This window comes from Fictibacillus tiangongensis, assembly GCF_048083785.1.
Taxonomy (GTDB): domain Bacteria; phylum Bacillota; class Bacilli; order Bacillales; family Fictibacillaceae; genus Fictibacillus.
Map to the genome: position 1 here is coordinate 1,276,358 of NZ_CP182294.1, position 20,469 is coordinate 1,296,826.

Sequence of the window (20,469 nt, forward strand, 5' to 3'; positions counted from 1 at the left end):
TATGGTGCAAAATACACAGGATGGATAATTATTCGGAATAAAGGGTATGAAATGGTATATCGAAGTAAGAAGGGAGATTGAATCATGGCATTATCTACACAAGAAATGGACCATTTTAAACAAATCTTATTATCAAGAAAAGAAGAGATAAAAGGTATGAGAGAAAGAAACGAGTCTTTTGGTAATGATTCAGAATTTCCGAAAGAATCGACAGGTGAACTGTCTAATTATGATAATCATCCTGGTGACCTCGGCACAGAATTATTTGAAAAAGAAAAAGATATCGCTCTTAATGATCTACATGAAAAAGAGCTGGAAGATATCAACACAGCTTTAAAAAGTATCGATAAAGGTGAGTACGGAATTTGTAAAACGTGTGGCAATGACATTCTAAAAGAACGTTTAGAGGTAGTCCCTTTTACGCTTTATTGTAAAGAGCATAGTCCTGCACAAAACTCATCAGATGATCGGCCAATTGAAGAAGAAGTTATTGGTCCAGATTATAAAACAAGAAGCAATGACAATAAGGATGCTACGTTTTTTGATGGAGAAGATGCATGGCAGTCCGTTGCAAAATATGGTACGAGTGAAACGCCTTCAGACTTTACCGATCCTGATAAAAGAGACTATAACGAGATGTATGAAGACTCTGATGATGATGACGGATTTGTAGAAGAATATGAAAGTTTTGTTGCTACTGACATCACAGGAAGAGAAAGAAATGTTGTTCAGAACAAAAATCACGAGGAGTATGAAGAAGAGTTAGACAGAGAAGAAGAAAAACAATCAGATAGAGACAAGTATGATAAGTAAAAGACTTGAGGCGCTGACTATTTCATAGCAGCGCCTTTTACTTTATGGAAACAATGTGAATAATTTATACGTAAGGAAAATAGAGAAGGCGAGTAAACCGATTCCAGCTAATCTTATCAGCCACCGTATTGTAAAATCATTAATTAGCTTACGAAAAAAATGAATGGTAAAGGCCACGTTAAGGTTCCACAAAACAATCCCTATTATTATACAAAAACTTAACCCGATTCTGATCATATTACTTGATGTAGAAGGTATGCTTTGAAGTGAACCGCCATAAACACCAAACCAAAACATTAAATTATAAGGATTCATAACAGCAATTACAAAACCTGTCCAGAATGGTTTTTTGATTTCAATAATGTTTTCGTTCATAAACGATAAGGATGAGTTGGAACTCTTTATGGTTGAAATTCCTAAATAACTAAGCATAATAATTCCGGTTAACAACATGCATATTGTAATCCATTTATCATGTAGAAAAGGCGAGAGTCCTAGAAATATAAAAGACATAAACAATATATCAGCACAAACTGCACCAATTCCAACAAGCCAAGATGGCCAAAAACCGCCATGCAATCCATTTTTAATCATCTCAAGTTTTATAGGTCCAATTGGAATAGCTAAACTGATACCAAGCATAACAAAATGAATACTCAATATCATCATATCGTTCAAAAAGTGCCCCCCTATTCATGTGGCTTGTCTAAGTTACTTCCAAAATATGAGATTATCCTTAAAGTTAGTACAGAAGGAAAAATGAAAGTCATATCGAACATGTAATGTAATAAGAAGCGCAATCTGAATACAAGGAGATCGTATTGTGAAAAAAGCAGGTTTGCTTATTGTTGATGTGCAAAAAGGATTTGATGAAACAGATTTCTGGGGAGAACGAAATAATGCAAATGCTGAAGTAAACATGCTTATATTACTTGGTGCCTTCCGAGAGGCGAGGTTACCGGTCTTTCATGTTCAGCATCAATCAGATCATGAGAACTCTCCATTGCATCCTTCAAAATTAGGTTATCAGTTGAAAACAGGATTTGAACCTAAAGAAGATGAACCTTTGTTCATTAAAAACGTTAATAGTGCTTTTATCGGAACGGAGCTTAAAGAAACATTAGAAACTCACGAAATCGAACACATCTTGATTATTGGTTTAACGACGAACCATTGTGTTTCTACTACTACAAGAATGGCAGCAAACTATGGTTTTAGCGTGTCTCTCATCCATGATGCTACTGCTGCATTCAAAATAAATTCTTATGATGGAACAGTTTTTTCGGCTCAAGATGTCCATGAGTCTGCTCTTGCTCATCTTCATAAAGAATTTGCAGAAATAATAAGCACAGAAGAAGCATTAACACGGTGGGTGAGGACTTCTCCATATGTGCAATAACAGACATAGACAATATTCCCCAGGAAATGTCGGATGTTGCTAATGGTTTAGAGGATTTTATTTAGGGTAAAAATGTATATATTAAATTAAATAGAGTAATCTAGAGGTGTCTTACAGATGAATAGTGATCAAATTGAACAATTGATGAACAATCCTGAACAAGAATTAGAGTTTTGGAGAGAAGAAGATCAACAGCCGGAACTGGTTAGAATGAGGTATGTTCCGCAGGGTGAGAGTGGTTATTTCCAAGTTACTTTTTTAGATGAAGAAGAAGGAATCATCGGATCACAAGTTTTAGATGAAGTAGAAGATGCTTTGCGTTTTTTAGAGAAAAATAAGAATGTAAATAAATAGATAAAAACCAGAGGGAAACAGCCCTCTGGTTTTTTGTCTTTTTTCACTTATGGATGAATCTTTTTTCCTTTACCCATTCTTCAGCATGCTCGATGCATGTTTCGAGTTGTTCAAACTTTCCTTCTTTATGCATGTCGATGATTTTTTGAGCTGTCTCATGAGCTAGTTTCATTTGATGTTCATCAATAATCCCTTTGTTGAATGCATCCATCAACTCATTGTCATCTAAAAGAAAGAGTTCTTTATCAGGAAGGATAACAATATCTAAATAAAGGTCATCAAACCAAGGAATTCCGTTTTCATCCACTCCATGATCGATACACATATCTATATAGAACTGCACAACCTTCCCGTTACCATCTAATACGGTTGTGATCGTATATTTTTCTCCCTTTGGAAAATGCTGCATCCATGTATATCCAGAGTCAGCAATACATACTTCATGATCTTTATAGTTAACAATTAATGGTTCAGAAACTTGCTTGAGATGGATTGCTGTTACTTTCCCATTAAAACAAGAATTTTCCTTATGCGTTACTTCAAAATGTCTGTCTGTTACTCTTTTCCAATTAGGTCGGCTTGCCATTTTGCGTTCCATTGTACAACCTCCATATTTTGGTAATATTATACCCTATTATTTAAGTATGTAAAAAGGTTTTTGTAAAAATGTGAAGAATTATGTAGTGGGTAAGATGAAGAACGGAGGAATTTCAAATATGAGAAAGATCCATAAAGAGTTAGAGGATTTTCAATTGGAAAGAGGATGGGAGATTTGTAAAGAAGGTGCTGATAAGAGTACGGGATCTCTTTTGCTAAATCACATGTTATTAACGACTGAAATAGCGGAGATTGCTGAAGAATTAAGAAGAATGTTAAATAGGGCCTATGACATGAAAGAAGAAGGTGTTGAAGAGGAAAAAGCTTTTCAACTCGCAAAGGAAGAAGTTGCTGAAGACATCGGAAAAGAAATTGCCGATAGCATCGCTTATCTTTGCAAATTTGCAACGTTCTTCCAAAGAGATATTGAACAAGATATAAGAAATAAATTGAACGAGATCAATTCTCGTACAAAACCCAATCTGCAAAAGCGTATGAAAGAGGGGGTAAGATAAATGGATATTCTATTTGAAGAACATAAGATACGATCTCATGATGGCACAATGCTTTCAGGTTATGATTATGGCGGTTCGGGGGATACGTTGATTTTAATTCACTACCTCGGTGGAACAGCTAAAGGATGGCATCCAGTGATTCCTTTTTTCCAGAGTCATTATAGAATAATAAGCTATGACCTTCGTGGACATGGAAAATCTGATCAACCCGATCAGGGGTATTCATTCGAAGACACGGCAAACGATTTAGAAAGTGTAATGAATCATTTCAATATTAATAAGGCTCATCTCTTAGGAAGCTCGTACGGATGTATGATAGGGTTACACTTCACAGCGATGCGCCAAGATCGCGTGTTGTCACTTTCCAACATAGACGGTGCGATCATAAATGATTCTGGTGAGCATGGTCTTTACGATGAGACCTTAGATGAGCATCTTGCTAAGTTTGAAGGACAATTGGATCCAGATTACGAATCGGTAGATGAATATCAACAAGTTTATCAAGAACAATGGTTACCATGGAACAAGGAACGAGCTGATTATATTGCTGCGTATGAACCTCGTCTGAAAGAGAACGGAAAAGTAGGCAATATTACTACCGGCAAAACGATGGAAAAGATCATATCTGAAATCTATTATATAGATTTCTTAACTTGGTATAAGAAGATTCAGTCTCCTGTTTTATTTCTGCCTGCTGAAAAAGAAGATCACTTTCAAAAATCTTTAAAGTTTATTGATTTGGCAAAAAAAGATTTGCCTTACAGTGAGACTGTTGTAATTCCAAAAACGACACATTTAATGATGTTTGATCATGGAAAAGAATTAGCAGAGGCTGTATTTAAATTTCACTCGGAAATTCCGGTTTCAGAAAAACTTTAAGAAAAAAGGGCTCCCAGTATTAAGGGAGCCCTTCTTTATTTTCTATTTCATTCTTCTTTTTGGACATGCTGATGTGAACTTCTGCGTTTATAAAACTGTTCAAGAATCATGCAAGTGAGCATCCCCATGATCAGGCCATTGCTTAGTAAAGTTACGATAATATTGGGCCAATCTTTTAATGCGGCAGCAGGAATAAAGAGACTTCCGATTCCAACCATAAGGGAAGTACTGATAATAAAAAGATTGTTTTCCGATTTTAATTCATTTTTATATTCTTTGAAAGCTAGACCGATCATACTCGAAAAAGGAAGGAAGATCGTTGCATATCCTACCGGTGCAGGAATACCGGCAAAGAAAAAGGTAAGTGGCGGAAAAAAACTAATCAAGATAATAAGTGCGTTCCCCATGATGAATGCTAATTTGCTAAACATTTTTGTCGTTAAGATGAATCCAGCAGCACCTGAGATCGGTACACTTGCAACAGCTGAAAATAGACCTGCTATCCATGTGTTTATCCCCATCATGATGGATGAGCGATTGTAATTGATAGGTTCATAATCAATGTTTTCTGTTTCATAGGCTTTTTCGACTACGTTAATACTAGCTACCATGTTCGTTAATAAGAGCATTCCCACGAATAGGGAAGTTACGATCGTTCCAGAAGATAGTTCTGGCATCCCCCAAGCGAATAATTCTGGAAAAGCAAAAATCATGTTACTATGCATCGTTTCTTTTGTTAAATTCAAGAGTTTAAAAAGTCCCCAACCGAGTAACAAAGAAATCAAGATGGAATAACTTCTTAACCATTTCACACGGGATTTTCCAAGTACGATAGACAAAACTAAGATGAAGAGTGAAGTAAGAGCTACTTTGGTATCTGCGCCTTCCTGCAGATACCCAATACCGAGCATACCCTTAATAAAAGAGCCGCTCAATTGTGAGACGAGAAGGATTAAGTAAGTACCCGTTACTAAAGGAGTAAAAAGAGCTCTGACCGAACTGATAATACGAAACATGCCTAGCAGTAAAAAAAGGATTCCGCTGATCAGCATGCCGGCTGTCAGTTGCTGCAGTCCGTCAGCCACCGTTAATGCCCCAGAAGCTACAATGCCCGCATAAACTGTAAAAACACCCCACCATAATCCAGCTGGACCTTCATTGATTGGCAGCTTATGACCAAATAGTGTTTGAAGAATCGCAGACGCACCAATAATTAAGAATGACCGCTGTAATAGTTCTGCGGTTTCCGCTTGTGTCATTCCAAACGCATCACCAATAGCGATGGGAGCAACTAAACTACCCGCAAGGATAAATACCATCCATTGAAGAGAAGAGAACGTTAATTTCATGTAAACACCTTCTGTTATGTATTTCTTTACTCTTTACTTCTCATTATAGACCTTTCATTTGATTCGTAGAAAGGAAATAGGTTTATCCATACTGTGATAGCGGGTAGAATTCAATAAAGCAAGAAGGTAACAACGAATATTAGAAAATTTTGTGAAATATTTTTTTCGTATACCCTCAAAAAATAGATTGTGGCCGAATTATATAGTCACAGGTTAAGACGACCACAAACAAAGGACGATTCTAATGATGCATAAACTTACACATGATGATGTCATTCAATTGTTAGAGAAACATCTATTAGACTTTGAACAGTTTACGCCTTACTTGTTTACTTCAGAGTGGATTCATTCTTTTTGCAAGGATAAAGAAAACGGAAATGAGTTTGAAGTAAAATGGGATACATCAGGACAAGAATTCTTCTTCAGACTGTTGGACAACTTGGATTATGATGACAAATGGAAATGGCTTGGCACATTTCAATATTCAGAAGAGGTGAAATCATGAGAATTGACGGACAACAACCCGTTCAGCGAAAATATGATGTGAATAAAGTATATCAGCAGCCTTCTGTAAAGCCGCCATCATTTGCTAAAGACGAACTATACATATCTAATGAAGCAAAAGTGCTGCATGAAAATGCTCAATTGAACATAAGAGAAAAGAAATTATTAGATATAAAAAAACGCATTGATGCTGGTGAATACCAGATCGATGCGCAAGCGATCGCAAAAAAGATCTCACAATTTTATTCCAATTAACAATTACTTATTTTGATTGTCGTTTTTCTGTCTTAACAGAGAAACGGCATTTTTTATGATAGAAGGAATTGGAACATTCATTCTTCCTGCATTCTCAATGATTGATAACAATTCATTAGATAGATAAAAAAAGATGGTGGCACTGTGGATATAGTTTCCACCTAGCAATTGGTCGAGAGAATGGGCCGCTGCCACGATCGCGAATATGATAATTTTTTTTAGTATACCTCTAAAGCCCTCTTTGCTGTTCAATTTACCTTCGTAAGCTGAAGCAGCCATGCCGGTTAAATAGTCTAATACAATGAATAAGATAAGTGTCTTGAATAACATGCCTGGTGTACCAAATAGGAAGCTTGCAACTGCTCCTAATGATACTACAGTCATATTGTATAGCATGGACCATTTTTCCACTCATTTGTTCCCCCCTTTGAACTCCAATTTGTATAGTATATGTTTGTGCGAAACGATACGCTTTGGCGAGTACCTACTACTTGTCCCCTAATTTTTTGAAGCATTATTTCAAATGTGTTAAATAGTCAAAAAATTTAAAAAATAAGGAGTCAGACATGCACTATATCTGTTACAATGAAACAAATCCGGAAAGGGAGGAAAGAAATGCAATGAATAAAATTACGTTAGGCTTGCCTCCACATTGCCACAAAGTAACTTGTGACGGAAGAATGATTAAGATCAAGGACTCTGGTAACAACAAATGGGCGTTTCCGCTCTCGGGTACCGAAAATGCGGTTGTTGACCAAGTGAACGATGAGACAGGATTACTTACCATTCATGGAAAGGATAAGATACTCGCGACACTTGAGATGCCGATTCGTTTTTGTGAAGTAGGCAGAGGCTGGCTCCTTGATAAACTACCTAAAAAGAAACGTGTGAAAATCAAATAAATAATGTATAAAATAACCGCACAGCAGATTCATTTTGCTGTGCGGTTTTCATTTTATATGTGCAGAAATTTTTTGAAAAAGAGCTATGTGTTGGAAAAGAAATAATTTAGAAAACAAAATGAAAGAAGGAAAAAAATGTTATAATGAATATGGATACGTGTAGATGAGGTGAATGTATTGGGGAAAAAACACCTGCCTGCACACTTAAATCACATCGCCTGGAATCGGAAAATTATAAATGTATTTTGGGTTGTAATCTTTGTGTCAGTGTGTGTAGAGGTCATTAATAGTTTTTTTACATCTAAACCATTAGAAGAGTTTATAGGGATGTACATTGTTCTGCCAACAGCGCTTTTAATATTTATGGTTAGTTTGACTGAATGGAGTTTTAAAAAGAAAGCAATATACATAGATTACATAATAATTTGGACAGCGAGTATGTTCTCTGCGATCTTAATCAGCATTCATTATGAAATGTATGTTATGTATACGAGTCTGTTCTTTCCTATGTTGATTTCGACGATATATTTTAAAAAGAAAAAAGTATGGTTATCTTTTGCTCTCAGCTCAATTACCTATCTGCTGCTTTCGACTTTCCATCCGGTCTTAAAGAACATGAATGATTTGATGGATCAGATCTCAATGATATGTATTCTCTTAACCTCAACAGCTATCTGTGTTGGGATCATGAGTCGAGGGTATGAGATGGTGAAAGAACTGAACAAAGCCCAAGCAGATCATCAAGATCTAATGGTGAAATCGACAATTATGGAAAAGCAAGTGAAGACAGATGCTCTAACAGGTTTGTACAATCACATGGCCTTCTATGAATATATGGACGTGCTGTTGCTTCAAGCGGAAACGTATCATTACCCGGTTCATTTAGCTGTAATGGATATAGACAATTTTAAAAAAATCAACGATACATATGGTCATGGCATTGGAGACATCGTGTTGAAACGAATTGCGAAGGCTATAAAAGATAATGTGACCACAGATGATTTTGTCGCACGGTACGGTGGAGAAGAGTTCGTGGTTATCTTAAATGATATAAGTGAAGAACAAGCCTATACATTATTAGAAAAGGTTCGATTGGTCATACAAAGGCTAGAGCACCCCGAAGTGAAGCAAGAGAACATAACAATCAGTACGGGGTTACAAACGTACAGAAGAGGCATGCATAAACAAGCATTCTTTGAAGGTGCCGACAATAGCTTGTACGTTGCAAAGAGGCAGGGAAAGAACAGGGTAATAACTGAAGGATACAGTGAAGCAATACATATTTAATAAGTGATCTATGGCAGCAAGAGAAATCTTGCTGTTTTTTCTTTTTCTTCTAAAATCCTTGTCCATGCATATGTTTGTAAAAGATATGGCCATGGAGGTGAGGGCATGAGTAGTCGAATGAAACAAATACTGCAGATAGCCGCCACTTACATCGGCACTGTTGTAGGTGCTGGATTTGCTACCGGAAGAGAAATCGTTGAATTTTTTACAAGATACGGCTCAGCCGGGTTTGTGGGGATTCTGATCAGTGGCTTTCTTTTTATCGTGATTGGTACAAAGCTTATGATTATGGCAAAGCGGCTAGGTGCAACCTCTTTTGATGAGATGAATCAATATTTGTTTGGAGCGGTCGCCTCACGAATCGTAAACATATTAATGCTGATCATGCTCTTTGGAGTAACTGGAGTCATGTTGTCAGGAGCAGGAGCCTTGTTTTGGGAACAGCTGCATCTCCCTTTTCAATGGGGTATCCTATTAACGTTACTCGTAACCTATTTGGTTATGAAAAAAGGAATAGAGGGGATTCTTTGGACAAACTCATTGATTGTCCCCATCATGATATTTTTTTCTATCGTATTGTCAGTATCCATGTTTGGTCTTTCTTCAGGAAGGCAGTTATTTGTTGAACGAGACTTTGTTGGTGATTGGAGATGGATTGTAAGTCCGTTTGCCTATGCAGCATTTAACTTAACCTTGGCACAAGCTGTTCTTGTTCCACTTTCACGAGAAGCTAAAGATGAATCGGTTATTAAGTGGGGCGGTTTTTTAGGTGGACTAGGATTAACGTTTATTCTATTAAATAGCCAGTATGTGCTCTATTCTGTTCCGCGTGTCATGAGCTATGAGATACCGATTGCTGAAATAGTAGGGAGTCTTGGTGTAGTAGTTCATTATATTTTTGTCTTCGTGATCTACGGTGAGATCTTCTCGACACTGATCGGAAACATCTTCGGGCTGGCAGGAGCGTTGCAAAGAAATGTCAGGTTATCTAATCAAGTCATCTTATTTGCTTTAATGACAGGGAGTTACTTGTTAAGTCAGGTAGGATATTCTGAACTTCTTCATTATTTGTATCCGGTATTCGGTTTGATCGCTATCATTTTTTTGGGGGTTGTTTCTGCTAAAAAACTAACTTGATGCATATCGTTTATATAGGAAAGTTTTTTTGAGATGCTGTGAAATTGCTGGAAGGGAAAAGAGCCAATGGCGTATTACAATAAATTAGTGAGAGATAAAATACCAGAACTGCTCGAACAGGCGGGGAAGAAGGGAACTTTTCGGATCCTTGGAAATCAGGAGTTTGAAAGTGAACTTAAGAAAAAGCTTACTGAAGGCGTAAAAGAGTATCGTGAAGCTAAAAGTGAGATAGATGCAGCGGAAGAGCTGGCAGAGCTGTTTGAGATCTTAATCGCGTTAACGAAAGTGCATGAACTTACTTTAAGAGAACTGGATGAGATCAGGCAGGAAAAGGCTAGAAAACACGGCCGATTTCACGAACGCCTCTTCCTGATCAAGGTAGAGGACTAGGGGTCTGACCCCAGACAAATACAAATGGAAGGAATTTGTATTTGTCAGAAGTACAAACTGGAAAACTTCCATATAATAATCTATTTATCTTTCAATTCGGGCTAAAACAAGCTGCCATGAGTGCTTGTTTTAGCTTGTTTTATTTTAAAACAGGAAAAAAAATGCAAATCATGGTTGACAAACAAGCATGAAACAGCATATGATTACAGTACCACGTGGAAATAAGAGGTAATGGAGGAAATAATTATGTTTTCTGAAGAAAGAAGGGAAAAGATATTAGAAGTGCTTAAGAACGAAGGAAGAGTGCTTGCAAAAGAATTATCAGATGCCCTCCAAGTTTCAATTGATTCTATTCGCCGAGACTTATCATCTCTCGAGGATAATGGGCTGCTTAAACGTACACATGGTGGCGCTATTCCTGTAACAGAAGCAAAAAAAGCACCTTCGCCGAATGAAGTTCGTTTTGGAGAAGGATCAAAGTATGAGAAAGCTATTGCGAGGGAAGCTGTGAAGTACATCAAAGAGAACGATACCATTTTCCTAAGTGGAGGAGGCATGCATCATGAGATTATAAAGCATCTTCCTCAGTACCGATTAACAGTTGTAACCAACTCACTCGCAACTGCTGATGCACTTCGCAAGAATGAGAACATTGATCTTTATATGGTCGGTGGAAAAGTGAAGCAATCAGGCAACATGACGGATGCTTTAGTAACCAATCTCATCGGTCAGTATTCTTTTGATGTTTCATTTGCTACAGGTGGCGGGATCTCCGAAAGAGGGATAAGTACGGCAACGCCAGAAGTAGCTGCTTTTATGAGTGCTGTTGGAAAGGTCTCTCGTAAAGTAATAGGTGTATTTCCTCATTACAAAATAGGAGTTAACGCTTTTGCAAAAGTTGGTCCTGTTACGAATGTAGATGTTGTTATCACAGATGATGATGCACCGAGAGACCATCTATCAGCTATTGAACAACAAGGAGTTTCTGTCGTTATCGCTCAATCAGAGTTAAGCCATGAGCAACCAGCTTCAAAAACAGAATAATTTTCTTAAACAATAAAAAGACCCCCGGTGTGGAGGTCTTTTTATTATTCATTCATCATCAAAGCGAGATCTCCGACTTCTGAAGATAAAAACACGAGAGGTCCGCCAGTTTCTATTGAACCATTCTTTAAACCTGGTAAGTTGATCTTTTCGTCCCCAATTGTATTTCTCAGATCTGTTCGTAATTGTTTAGGTTCATTCTTAGTTTTAATCGTAATATCACCAAGATTTGATTTAGCAATAATATCTTTTTTTATATGAAGTATCTGTATGTCGATATCACCCACATCAGACTTTGCAGAAACGGCTCCTGTCACGTCTTTAAGAAAGATATCTCCTAAATTTGTTTGAAGTTTGATGTTACTAGCTTCAATATCTTGCATGTTAATATCTGATGTATCAGATATTGCTTGAAGGCGTTTATAATCTGCTTTTGGAAGCTTAACGAGTAATTCGTAATCACCAGAAAATAAGGAGAATAATTTTGTCTTCTTTTTTTGTTTTGCTTGAATCATTAGCTTGTTATTATTCTTTTTTACAGAGAGTGAAAAGTCATCTGAGTATTTCTTTTCCGTTTTCCCTTTCATCGATACATTTATTTTGTCACCATCATGTGGAAGAACGAATATGTCACCCACACTGCTCTCAATTGTAACCTCTTTAATAGATGATGCAGCAATCGATTTTTGTTCATTAATTTTCGTTATATTAAAGGGAGATTCCCCCATCATAAAGAGAAGGACGTTTCCAATAATTGAAATACCAATCAACATAAATGCTGTTCGTAAAATCTTTTTGGTCATGAGTATTTCCTCCTAATGATTCTTAGGTTGAACGTAAGGTATCTTAAGGTGAGCTTGTAAACTATTTTTGAAGATCTGATCGATCCTACAAGTAATAAGAGACCTAGACCTACTAATCCAAGAATAAGAAAAATTTCTTTTAAGAAGATGAGTGACAAACCGTCTTGAATGAGCAAAAGAATAGGTGAGACGAGAAAGGCAGCTGATAGTACGATCATAATGAACGGCCACAATAATAATACGATAAACGGCGCTAGGACAAATACAAGATTAAATAAACCTAATCCCAATGTTGCTGCTACCGCACGAAAGACGTTCGTTAAAGAAGGATCTTCTTCTGCTTTTGTAATCTCTGACTGTGCCATGATCTCCTTTGCAATCTTGAGTGGATTTCCTAACCCTGAGATGATGTCTTCATCTGTTCTTCCGCTCTCATAGCCCATCTCAAAATATTCTTCGTAATCATCTAAAACTTCTCTTTGTTCACGAGCTCCAAGTGGTTTTATATGCTTAGCTAATTGCTGAAAAAATTGATTCTTATCCACGTTATTCCTCCTCTAACATTTCATTTACACCTTTTGTGAACAGCGACCATTCATCAATAAGGACCTTTTTCATCTCTTGGCCTTTTTCCGTAATCTTATAGTACTTTCTTGGTGGTCCTTCGGTTGATTCCATAAGGTAAGTAGAAAATAGACCTTCTTTTGTTAATCTTCTAACGAGTGGATAGATCGTGCCTTCTGAGATCTCAAATTTCTTAGATATTTCTTCTACCAATTCATAGCCATAGCGGTCTTTTTGTGAAGTAAGAACTAAAACACATAGTTCAAGTACTCCTTTTTTAAATTGAACATTCACTAATCACATCACCACTTTACTTAGTACTGTTTATTGCAAGGTACTGTAAAAACAAATATTACCATCTATAGTAAATGAACTCAAGCCTATATTTGGTTTTTTTGAAAAAGGACAAAAACTTATAAAAAAAGTGTCAGATTATATGACACATCCAATGTTCTCGTGTTCAGATTATCTTATCCTTTAGACAGTGGGAGGTTCAGTGGATCAAATCTGAAATGAGGTGAACATGATGCTGCATTCTTCTCATTTTTCATCAGAAGAAAAGCTTATGATTCGTGAACTTAAGAAGAAGATAAGGCATGAAACAGATGCTCAAGAAAAAAAGGAGCTAGAACGACAGCTTAATGATCTGATAGAGAAAGCTTTCATAAAAAAACAGTTAATGCGCAGAAAGGAACTTTAAGCACTATCACTCTCTAGAAACACTTTTTAAAAAAACTGAATAAATTGTCTTTTTAAAGAAGTAGTGACATTTGATAATTGTATGTGTTAAAGTGACACTAGTCTTTTTCAGATGGACAATTCGTTTTTTTAAGGTCTTTTAAGGAGTGAACACAACATGAATCAAGAAACAGCGTTGAAAAAAGATATCGGGCTTTCTGTAGCCATGTCCATCGTGATTGGAACGGTTATTGGATCAGGCATTTTCATGAAACCTGGAAGTGTTCTCGAATATACAGGAAATTCAAATCTTGCTCTATTAGCCTGGACTCTTGGAGGATTGATCACGTTAGCAGGCGGGTTAACGATCGCTGAAGTAGCAACTCAAATTCCAAAGACAGGTGGCTTGTATGTCTATATGGAAGAAGTATACGGTAAGCTTTGGGGATACTTGAGCGGTTGGGTTCAGACTGTTATTTATGGTCCAGCGGTTATCGGGGCTTTAGGATTATACTTCGGTTCGTTGATGGTGAACTTGTTTTCGTGGGATGAATCCTTTGGACCTTGGATTGGTATAGGTACCGTTCTTTTTCTTACGATTATCAATAACTTTGGAACGAAGTATGGAGGTTTTATCCAAAATTTATTCACGATCGGAAAACTGGTTCCGATCGGTTTGATTATTGTTTTTGGGATAACAAAAGGAAACGAACAAATCTTAAATGCTTCAAGTGGAGCAGTTGTAGAGATTTCAATGGGTGCAGCGATCCTTGCGACACTTTTTGCTTATGATGGATGGTTGATGGTTGGATTTGTAGCAGGTGAGATGAAGGATCCAGGAAAAACGTTACCTAAAGCCATCATTGGTGGAATCTTAGTCGTCATGGCAGCCTATTTGCTGGTTAATGTTGCACTTCTGCACATTTTGCCTGCATCAGAAATTGTAAGACTAGGAGAGAATTCGGCGGCATCAGCAGCAACGATTCTATTTGGACCACTAGGCGGAAAGGTAATAGCAGTTGGAATCGCAGTATCAATTTTTGGCTGTTTAAACGGTAAGATCTTAACCATTCCACGTGTTCCTTTTGCAATGGCAGAACGAAATCAGCTTCCGATGTCAAAAACGTTTAGTCAGGTTAGTGAAAAATATGGTACACCTATTGCTGCTACGTATTTACAAGTCGTGATCGCGATCATCATGATGATCGTAACTGATCCAGACTATTTATCAGAAATGGCGATATTTGCTGTATACATTTTTTATATTTTTGCGTTTTATGCTGTGTTCAAACTGCGCAATCGGAATCGTGATAAAAAGAGAACCTACAGTGTTCCGCTATTTCCTGTCGTTCCTATTTTTGCGATCTTAGGCTCTTTGTACATCGTTGTCTCGACGATACTAAACGATCCTTTAGATAGTTTTACAGCTATCTTTATTACAGTTGCGGGACTTCCTGTGTATTATTGGCTAAAGCGAAATAACAAACAAGACTCTTTTTAGAGAGGGTCTTGTTTTTTATGAAAAAACCCACCTGAGGCATCAGGCGGGTTAGTTAAAAAACGTTATACGCTTAAAAGTTCTTTCATCTCACGATATCGCGAGGATAGACTAGCAGGTGATACACCATATTTTTTAGCTGTCTCTGCTTGAGTAGAAGCGATTCCTCGAATATCTTTTGAAACGAGATAGTCAAGGGCAGCAGCGTAAATCTCTTCTTTACGAATAGCAGGTTTGCTTTCTGTAACGTACTCACTCCAAAGCTTTTCTGCTTCTTCTACAACTTCTGTTTCGGCATTCGCTTTAACGAGCTCGGTTACAGCATTGTATTTTTCATCTTTAAAATCCGCGGCTTCTTCTGCTTTTTCAACTTTGGTAGAAATAGCGTCAGTCTCCTTCTTCTCAACTTGAGATTGAGGTACACCAGCACTAATATCGATCAAAGCGAGTTGCAGAACAGCAGGGAATTCGTTCTTGAATGTAACTTTTGGATCTTGTTGAGGCTGAATCTTTTCTATCGCTGTTTTTAGCGGCGGAAGTTCAGATATCGGCATTTCTACATATCCAACGTAAAACTCATGGTTGATTCCGTTTGAAACGAGTGTTCCAAGTAGTGCACTTTCTGTTTTTGGCTTTTCAGCAGCATTGATCGTGACATCATACACCGCCTCTGTCCAAATATCCTGAACGGTAAAAATGAATCCTGTCTTTTGCTCTAAAACTTTATATAGAGAAGGTGTAGCCGTTGTCCAGCCAGCTAGAATTTCAGCTACTTCTGGTTTAACAGAACTCTTCACTTTTTCTACATAAAGTTGAACAGGGGTCTTGTTTTCCTTAATCTCTGAGCAAAAGATCTCCCAACAAACGGCAATGTTTGCGTATGTTTGTTCTTGCTCTTTAGCAACAGGGTATTTTTTCACATACTTAGAAGTACGTGCAGCTAAATCCTGCTGATAGTTCTCTAGAGCATATTTGATGAGTCCTTCTTGATGAAAGGATACTTCACGTGTTTGCTCTTCTTTATGTAAGCAACATTTTTTATATTTTTTTCCGCTGCCACAATAGCACGGATCATTTCTTCCTATCATTGACATGCTATTCCTCCAGTAAACCACTTACTTATCCTGTACATACTAGCATAAATCGGTTTTTTTTCAAACTACAAATCATCAGACACTATTTTATCACAAAAATGTCTCGGAAAAAATCATTCAATAGGTTGGTTTTTTGGGAACTGAAACCTTTTTCTTGTAGAGAGCGTCTAAGCGAGAAAGGGGGAATTACGATATGTGGAAGAGATGGAAAATGTGGGTATTCATAGCTGTGTTTTTGTTGAGTGCATGCAGCAGCGACAGCAGTTCGAAAAGTGATAAAGCAATAGACCGAGATAGTGGCAGCAAGTCTGAAGCAAACATGGATACCTCTACAGAAGAAAGTCAGAGTTCTGAATCTGAAAAAGGAAAAGATGAGCAACAAATGAAGAACCAAAGAAAAGTGATCTATCACGCTGATCTTGAGATTACAGTAGATAGATTACAAACCTCGATGGAAGCCGTTCGGAAAAAGTTAGAATCAATGGACGGATATATGGTTGAGTCGAACACGAGTACAGGAGAGAAAGATTATGAATCTGGTGTGATGGTTGTTCGTGTGCCGATGAAAAGTTTTCGTCCTTTCTTAGACGAGGTTCGAGGTTTGAGTAAGGGGACTCCAAACGAAAATATTCGTGGAGAAGATGTTACGGAAGAATACGTTGATCTATCTTCACGGTTAAAAGCCAAACAGCAAGTAAGAGAGCGGCTTGAAGCATTCATGAAGAATGCTCAGAAAACAGAAGATTTGTTGAAGATATCGGGTGATCTGGCTGCTGTTCAAGAAGAGATCGAACAGGTAGAGGGGCGTTTGAATTTTTTACAAAACCAAAGTGATTATTCAACTGTTACGATACAATTTGAAGTGAAAAATTTAAATGCGAAAGCACTTCAAACAGAAGGTTTAGATACGTGGGCAAAAACGAAGGTCTTATTTATGGATACAGTTAACTTTTTAATGTCTGCTATTTCGTTTGTAGTAGTAAGTTTATTGGGTCTTGCGCCGGTCTGGGTGATCGTAGCCATTGTGATTAATGTGTGGTGGTCGAAGCGGAAAAAAGAGCAAAAGAAAAAGCCGGAATCACCGACAACCCTTAATTAGAAAAAAGTTTTAACTTGTCAGGAACGGGGACGTCAGAAACACCCTCTGCAGCACGGATGATTCAACCGTATGCTGAAAGGGTGTTTTGGCTTTTACGGCACTTTTTATAGAGTGTGCCGCCCAAAAGCACTAACTGAGAAACGCTTTGTACTCTGCGCTCAATTTCATGAATCGTTCTTTATCTTTTGTATCCAAGGCATTGTCAATTTCTCTTTCATAATACTCTCTGTAATAATTGTGAAGGGCCTCATCCAGTACCATTTGGGCAATAAGGCTGAAGGCAAATGGGTCTCTTTTTTGTTGTTTGTACTGCACCATCTCATTTTGGTTCTTGTTAAAAGAAGCATTTTTGTCTTTCATCCTGTTTCCCTCCTTAAATTATCTCCCTATCCAATTAACCTTTTATGTTTCTAGGTTTCTACTAGTATACTGAGCAAGATGCCTAATGACAACCATTTTGTTTGAAAATTCAGAAAAAATTTCTTTATTGCTTCTAAAGTACCTGAATTTCACCACCTTCTGGGAAAAATGTTAATGAATTGTCATTTTTATTTCTGGTAAAAACTATTTGTTACGATTGTTTTATTTCTATGTTTTTTATGTTGTAATTCTGTGTTAGTTATTATTTCCCCGTATTTTAAGAGGGTTAAACTTTTTGAAACCGATAACCTTAAAAATATTGACATTGTTGTTTATGTATGAGTAGGATTGTGTTAACTCAATATGGTTATTTCGCTAGGGGTGCTTATTCTAAGCTGAGAGAAGGTTATGACTTTCGACCCTTTGAACCTGATCCAGTTCATACTGGCGTAGGGAAGCGGCGTGGATAAACTATCATTCCTTTATGATTTGAAATTTTAAGCCACCCGCTAAATAAGCGGGTGGCTTTTTTGCATAGAAAATTAGGAGGTAGAAATTATGGGACATTTGATAAAAGTAAGTAAAGCCCTCACGATCGCAGGATCAGACAGTGGCGGGGGAGCAGGCATTCAGGCTGATTTAAAAACGTTTCAAGAATTAGGTGTGTACGGTATGTCGGTTCTTACTGCAGTTACTGCACAGAACACAACAGGTGTCCAAGGGATATTTCCAGTGACAATAGAGGGATTAGAAGCTCAGTTAAAGTCAATAGGGACTGATCTGACGCCGGATGCCATTAAGACTGGAATGCTTTTTTCAGGTGAGTATATCGAGAGAACAGCATATATGATAAGGGAATTTCAATGGGAAAACGTAGTGGTCGATCCAGTCATGATCGCAAAAGGGGGCGCAACGCTGTTAGGTGAAGAAGCACTTCAAGCGATGAAAACATGCATGCTTCCACTCGCAAAAATCATCACACCTAACATTCCAGAAGCAGAAGCATTAACAGGGATAAAGATAGACTGCAGTGAAGCTAGAATTGAAGCGGCAAGAGTTTTATTTGACGCTGGTGCTGATCATGTTGTTGTTAAAGGTGGACACTTTGGAGATGGTGAATTTGTATCAGATCTTGTCTTTAATGGCATTGAAATGATCGAACTTGTAGAGAAGCGGATTCATACTAAAAATACACACGGAACAGGGTGTACGTTCTCAGCGGCTATAGCAGCTGAGCTTGCCTCTGGTAAGAAAGCAGAGAATGCGATAGCGAGTGCAAAAAAATATATACAAACTGCTATCGAACATGGAATCGATGTTGGCTCAGGTCATGGACCGGTCAATCATTTCGCTTATAGGAGGGTTACACATGAACAATACTAGAATACAAGAATGGAAAACGTTCGTATCACAGATCAGAGAAGAAAAGCCGCTCGTTCATCATATAACGAATAACGTAACCATGAACTTTCTAGCTAATGGTGTCCTCTCTGCAGGAGGAAGTCCAATGATGGTGCATGAAGCAAGTGAAGTCGAAGAAGCAGTAAGTGTGGCTGATGCTTTAGTGCTAAACATCGGTACTTTAGATGAAGCATCAGCGAAATCTATGATACTCGCTTTACGAAGAGCAATGCATGCAGAAGTGCCTGTAGTCCTTGATCCAGTGGGGATAGGATTATCATCGTTCAGGCAAGAGCTTGTAAGAAAGTTGTTGTTTGAATATTCAGAATTGAAGGTGGTCAGACCCCGAACAATTCTGACAATTTGCGGTAATGCTGCGGAGATGCAGTTTTTGGCTGAAGGGGCATGGGAAGGCAGAGGAGTAGATGGTGATCTAGCCAACTCGGAAGAGGATCTCATCAAGCTTGCTGCAGCTGCTGCGAAGCAAACAGGTTGTCTTATCGCCATGACTGGAACTAAAGATGTTATTTCAGATGGTGAAAGGGCAATCGTTCTCTCTCATGGAGATCCCATGCTTTCCTATGTCACCGGGACAGGATGCTTTGCTACATCAATGGTAGCTCTCTATCAGGGAAATCAGAAAAAAGAAGTTACAAGAGATAAAGTAGACCTGCCGATACTAGAAAGAACAGCACTTGCACTATTGATGCTCACTAAAGCGGCTGAAGAGGCTGTGAAAACGGCCAAAGGCCCTGGAAGCTTTCAGCAGAACCTTCTCGATCAGCTCTATAGTTTAGAATCTACTCATGAGATATTTCACGGATCCATCCACTGGCAAGATCACGTATTGAAGGAGGGAGCGAATCGATGAAAACCCAATCGAAGACACGTTTGCAACAAGATCTATCACTCTATTATGTAGCAGGAACGATGAACTGCTCTTCACCAGAACATTTTTATCGTATTCTTGTGCAAGCGATTCAAGGTGGAATTACAACGTTTCAGTTTCGTGAAAAAGGTGTTAACTGTTTAAGTGGTCAGAAACAGTTAGAAATGGCAAAGCGTGCAAAGGAAATATGCCACAAACATGATGTGCTATTTATTGTGAATGACGATCTGGATTTGATGAAAGCTGTTGATGCGGATGGCCTTCATGTTGGTCAAACAGATGGTAATCTGTCCTATATTCGTAAAGAAACAGAAGGTAAACTTCTAGGTGTGTCTGCTCACACACTTGCTGAGGCAAAGGATGCCATCGTACATGGAGCTGATTATATTGGTGCAGGCCCGATCTATCAGACGAGTACAAAACCTGATGCGAAGAAACCTGTAGGCGTTGGTCTAATCTCAGATCTTCGCAGTAATCAAGTGAATATTCCGCTCGTTGGTATCGGCGGGATTACGCTGCAAAACGCGAGTGAAGTCATTAAAGCAGGTGCAGATGGTATAGCCGTAATCTCAGAAATAAGTGGTGCAGTTGATCCTTCTTCTGCTTCAAGCAACCTGCTTTTTGTTATTGAAACAGCGAAAAGAGAAGTGAAGTGAAG

27 protein-coding genes and 1 riboswitch are annotated in these 20,469 nt (G+C 38.0%); of the genes, 18 read left to right on the plus strand and 9 right to left on the minus strand.

Going from position 1 to position 20,469, the window contains the following annotated elements; genetic code table 11:
• Window positions 1–84: 84 nt before the first annotated feature.
• Window positions 85–813 (plus strand): TraR/DksA C4-type zinc finger protein, encoded by a 729-nt coding sequence (locus tag ACNJYY_RS07010; RefSeq protein ID WP_416731137.1) that lies wholly within the window; start codon window positions 85–87, stop codon window positions 811–813.
• Window positions 814–855: 42 nt separating this feature from the next.
• On the opposite strand, the gene ACNJYY_RS07015 is transcribed toward ACNJYY_RS07010, so the two are convergent.
• Window positions 856–1,482 (minus strand): LysE family translocator, encoded by a 627-nt coding sequence (locus ACNJYY_RS07015; RefSeq protein WP_416731821.1) that lies wholly within the window; start codon window positions 1,480–1,482, stop codon window positions 856–858.
• Window positions 1,483–1,636: 154 nt separating this feature from the next.
• Here ACNJYY_RS07015 and ACNJYY_RS07020 point away from each other — a divergent pair, with 154 nt between their 5' ends.
• Window positions 1,637–2,212: a cysteine hydrolase family protein gene (locus ACNJYY_RS07020; protein ID WP_416731138.1), complete on the plus strand. Its 576-nt coding sequence runs from the start codon at window positions 1,637–1,639 to the stop codon at window positions 2,210–2,212.
• Between the two features lie 117 nt (window positions 2,213–2,329).
• Window positions 2,330–2,566 carry a hypothetical protein gene (locus tag ACNJYY_RS07025; protein ID WP_205725782.1) on the plus strand — a complete coding sequence of 79 codons (237 nt, stop codon included), beginning with the start codon at window positions 2,330–2,332 and terminating at the stop codon, window positions 2,564–2,566.
• Between the two features lie 43 nt (window positions 2,567–2,609).
• Here the strand turns inward: ACNJYY_RS07025 and ACNJYY_RS07030 are convergent, their stop codons facing one another.
• Entirely contained in the window at window positions 2,610–3,164 is a 555-nt protein-coding gene (locus ACNJYY_RS07030) for a DUF402 domain-containing protein (RefSeq protein WP_416731139.1), read from the minus strand.
• 118 nt (window positions 3,165–3,282) lie between these two features.
• On the opposite strand from ACNJYY_RS07030, the gene ACNJYY_RS07035 reads away from it, so the two are divergent.
• Together ACNJYY_RS07035 and ACNJYY_RS07040 are read left to right on the plus strand one after the other, a co-directional pair.
• Window positions 3,283–3,678, plus strand: a complete 396-nt coding sequence (locus ACNJYY_RS07035) for a hypothetical protein (protein ID WP_416731140.1) — start codon at window positions 3,283–3,285, stop codon at window positions 3,676–3,678.
• Window positions 3,679–4,557: an alpha/beta fold hydrolase gene (locus ACNJYY_RS07040; protein WP_416731141.1), complete on the plus strand. Its 879-nt coding sequence runs from the start codon at window positions 3,679–3,681 to the stop codon at window positions 4,555–4,557.
• A gap of 47 nt (window positions 4,558–4,604) precedes the next feature.
• On the opposite strand, the gene ACNJYY_RS07045 is transcribed toward ACNJYY_RS07040, so the two are convergent.
• Window positions 4,605–5,906, minus strand: coding sequence for a purine/pyrimidine permease (locus tag ACNJYY_RS07045; RefSeq protein WP_416731142.1), 1,302 nt, complete (start codon window positions 5,904–5,906; stop codon window positions 4,605–4,607).
• Window positions 5,907–6,150: 244 nt separating this feature from the next.
• Here ACNJYY_RS07045 and ACNJYY_RS07050 point away from each other — a divergent pair, with 244 nt between their 5' ends.
• Entirely contained in the window at window positions 6,151–6,411 is a 261-nt protein-coding gene (locus ACNJYY_RS07050) for a hypothetical protein (protein WP_416731143.1), read from the plus strand.
• Window positions 6,408–6,665: a flagellar biosynthesis anti-sigma factor FlgM gene (locus ACNJYY_RS07055; RefSeq protein ID WP_171005494.1), complete on the plus strand. Its 258-nt coding sequence runs from the start codon at window positions 6,408–6,410 to the stop codon at window positions 6,663–6,665. Before ACNJYY_RS07050 ends, ACNJYY_RS07055 begins: the two co-directional genes overlap by 4 nt.
• A gap of 3 nt (window positions 6,666–6,668) precedes the next feature.
• Here the strand turns inward: ACNJYY_RS07055 and ACNJYY_RS07060 are convergent, their stop codons facing one another.
• The gene (locus tag ACNJYY_RS07060) at window positions 6,669–7,076 is read right to left on the minus strand and encodes a phage holin family protein (RefSeq protein ID WP_416731144.1); all 408 of its coding nucleotides are present in this window, start codon (window positions 7,074–7,076) and stop codon (window positions 6,669–6,671) included.
• A gap of 209 nt (window positions 7,077–7,285) precedes the next feature.
• Between ACNJYY_RS07060 and ACNJYY_RS07065 the strand changes: the two genes are divergently transcribed.
• From ACNJYY_RS07065 to ACNJYY_RS07085, 5 genes are all read left to right on the plus strand, one after another.
• Window positions 7,286–7,567 carry a hypothetical protein gene (locus ACNJYY_RS07065; RefSeq protein WP_137790028.1) on the plus strand — a complete coding sequence of 94 codons (282 nt, stop codon included), beginning with the start codon at window positions 7,286–7,288 and terminating at the stop codon, window positions 7,565–7,567.
• Window positions 7,568–7,744: 177 nt separating this feature from the next.
• The gene (locus tag ACNJYY_RS07070; RefSeq protein WP_416731145.1) at window positions 7,745–8,854 is read left to right on the plus strand and encodes a GGDEF domain-containing protein; all 1,110 of its coding nucleotides are present in this window, start codon (window positions 7,745–7,747) and stop codon (window positions 8,852–8,854) included.
• A gap of 105 nt (window positions 8,855–8,959) precedes the next feature.
• Window positions 8,960–9,991, plus strand: a complete 1,032-nt coding sequence (locus ACNJYY_RS07075) for a hypothetical protein (protein ID WP_416731146.1) — start codon at window positions 8,960–8,962, stop codon at window positions 9,989–9,991.
• A gap of 66 nt (window positions 9,992–10,057) precedes the next feature.
• Window positions 10,058–10,381 (plus strand): nucleoside triphosphate pyrophosphohydrolase, encoded by a 324-nt coding sequence (locus ACNJYY_RS07080; RefSeq protein ID WP_197222420.1) that lies wholly within the window; start codon window positions 10,058–10,060, stop codon window positions 10,379–10,381.
• A gap of 246 nt (window positions 10,382–10,627) precedes the next feature.
• On the plus strand, window positions 10,628–11,425 hold the full coding sequence (locus ACNJYY_RS07085; RefSeq protein WP_416731147.1) for a DeoR/GlpR family DNA-binding transcription regulator: 798 nt from the start codon (window positions 10,628–10,630) through the stop codon (window positions 11,423–11,425).
• A 44-nt stretch (window positions 11,426–11,469) separates the two neighbouring features.
• Here the strand turns inward: ACNJYY_RS07085 and ACNJYY_RS07090 are convergent, their stop codons facing one another.
• The 3 genes from ACNJYY_RS07090 to ACNJYY_RS07100 are packed head-to-tail and all read right to left on the minus strand — an operon-like array spanning window position 11,470 to window position 13,086.
• Window positions 11,470–12,228: a DUF4097 family beta strand repeat-containing protein gene (locus ACNJYY_RS07090; RefSeq protein ID WP_416731148.1), complete on the minus strand. Its 759-nt coding sequence runs from the start codon at window positions 12,226–12,228 to the stop codon at window positions 11,470–11,472.
• Window positions 12,225–12,773: an HAAS signaling domain-containing protein gene (locus ACNJYY_RS07095; protein WP_416731149.1), complete on the minus strand. Its 549-nt coding sequence runs from the start codon at window positions 12,771–12,773 to the stop codon at window positions 12,225–12,227. The genes ACNJYY_RS07090 and ACNJYY_RS07095 overlap by 4 nt, the downstream gene beginning before the upstream one ends.
• Before the next feature lies 1 nt (window position 12,774).
• Complete coding sequence (locus tag ACNJYY_RS07100) at window positions 12,775–13,086, minus strand: PadR family transcriptional regulator (RefSeq protein ID WP_416731150.1); 312 nt, start codon at window positions 13,084–13,086, stop codon at window positions 12,775–12,777.
• Between the two features lie 229 nt (window positions 13,087–13,315).
• On the opposite strand from ACNJYY_RS07100, the gene ACNJYY_RS07105 reads away from it, so the two are divergent.
• Both ACNJYY_RS07105 and ACNJYY_RS07110 read left to right on the plus strand, forming a co-directional pair.
• Window positions 13,316–13,492 (plus strand): hypothetical protein, encoded by a 177-nt coding sequence (locus ACNJYY_RS07105; protein WP_416731151.1) that lies wholly within the window; start codon window positions 13,316–13,318, stop codon window positions 13,490–13,492.
• Between the two features lie 156 nt (window positions 13,493–13,648).
• Window positions 13,649–14,971, plus strand: coding sequence for an APC family permease (locus tag ACNJYY_RS07110; RefSeq protein WP_416731152.1), 1,323 nt, complete (start codon window positions 13,649–13,651; stop codon window positions 14,969–14,971).
• Between the two features lie 62 nt (window positions 14,972–15,033).
• Here ACNJYY_RS07110 and ACNJYY_RS07115 read toward each other — a convergent pair whose 3' ends face one another.
• Window positions 15,034–16,062 carry a YecA family protein gene (locus tag ACNJYY_RS07115; RefSeq protein WP_416731153.1) on the minus strand — a complete coding sequence of 343 codons (1,029 nt, stop codon included), beginning with the start codon at window positions 16,060–16,062 and terminating at the stop codon, window positions 15,034–15,036.
• 193 nt (window positions 16,063–16,255) lie between these two features.
• Between ACNJYY_RS07115 and ACNJYY_RS07120 the strand changes: the two genes are divergently transcribed.
• Complete coding sequence (locus ACNJYY_RS07120; RefSeq protein ID WP_416731154.1) at window positions 16,256–17,161, plus strand: DUF4349 domain-containing protein; 906 nt, start codon at window positions 16,256–16,258, stop codon at window positions 17,159–17,161.
• A 129-nt stretch (window positions 17,162–17,290) separates the two neighbouring features.
• Here ACNJYY_RS07120 and ACNJYY_RS07125 read toward each other — a convergent pair whose 3' ends face one another.
• The gene (locus ACNJYY_RS07125) at window positions 17,291–17,521 is read right to left on the minus strand and encodes an IDEAL domain-containing protein (RefSeq protein ID WP_137790020.1); all 231 of its coding nucleotides are present in this window, start codon (window positions 17,519–17,521) and stop codon (window positions 17,291–17,293) included.
• 367 nt (window positions 17,522–17,888) lie between these two features.
• A riboswitch (TPP riboswitch) is annotated at window positions 17,889–17,994 on the plus strand.
• Window positions 17,995–18,079: 85 nt separating this feature from the next.
• Here ACNJYY_RS07125 and thiD point away from each other — a divergent pair.
• Genes thiD through thiE form a run of 3 tightly spaced genes read left to right on the plus strand, consistent with a single transcriptional unit; the run spans window position 18,080 to window position 20,467 of the window.
• The gene (thiD, locus tag ACNJYY_RS07130) at window positions 18,080–18,904 is read left to right on the plus strand and encodes a bifunctional hydroxymethylpyrimidine kinase/phosphomethylpyrimidine kinase (RefSeq protein WP_416731155.1); all 825 of its coding nucleotides are present in this window, start codon (window positions 18,080–18,082) and stop codon (window positions 18,902–18,904) included.
• Window positions 18,891–19,793, plus strand: a complete 903-nt coding sequence (gene thiM, locus ACNJYY_RS07135) for a hydroxyethylthiazole kinase (protein WP_416731156.1) — start codon at window positions 18,891–18,893, stop codon at window positions 19,791–19,793. Before thiD ends, thiM begins: the two co-directional genes overlap by 14 nt.
• On the plus strand, window positions 19,790–20,467 hold the full coding sequence (thiE, locus tag ACNJYY_RS07140; protein ID WP_416731157.1) for a thiamine phosphate synthase: 678 nt from the start codon (window positions 19,790–19,792) through the stop codon (window positions 20,465–20,467). Before thiM ends, thiE begins: the two co-directional genes overlap by 4 nt.
• Window positions 20,468–20,469: the final 2 nt, after the last annotated feature.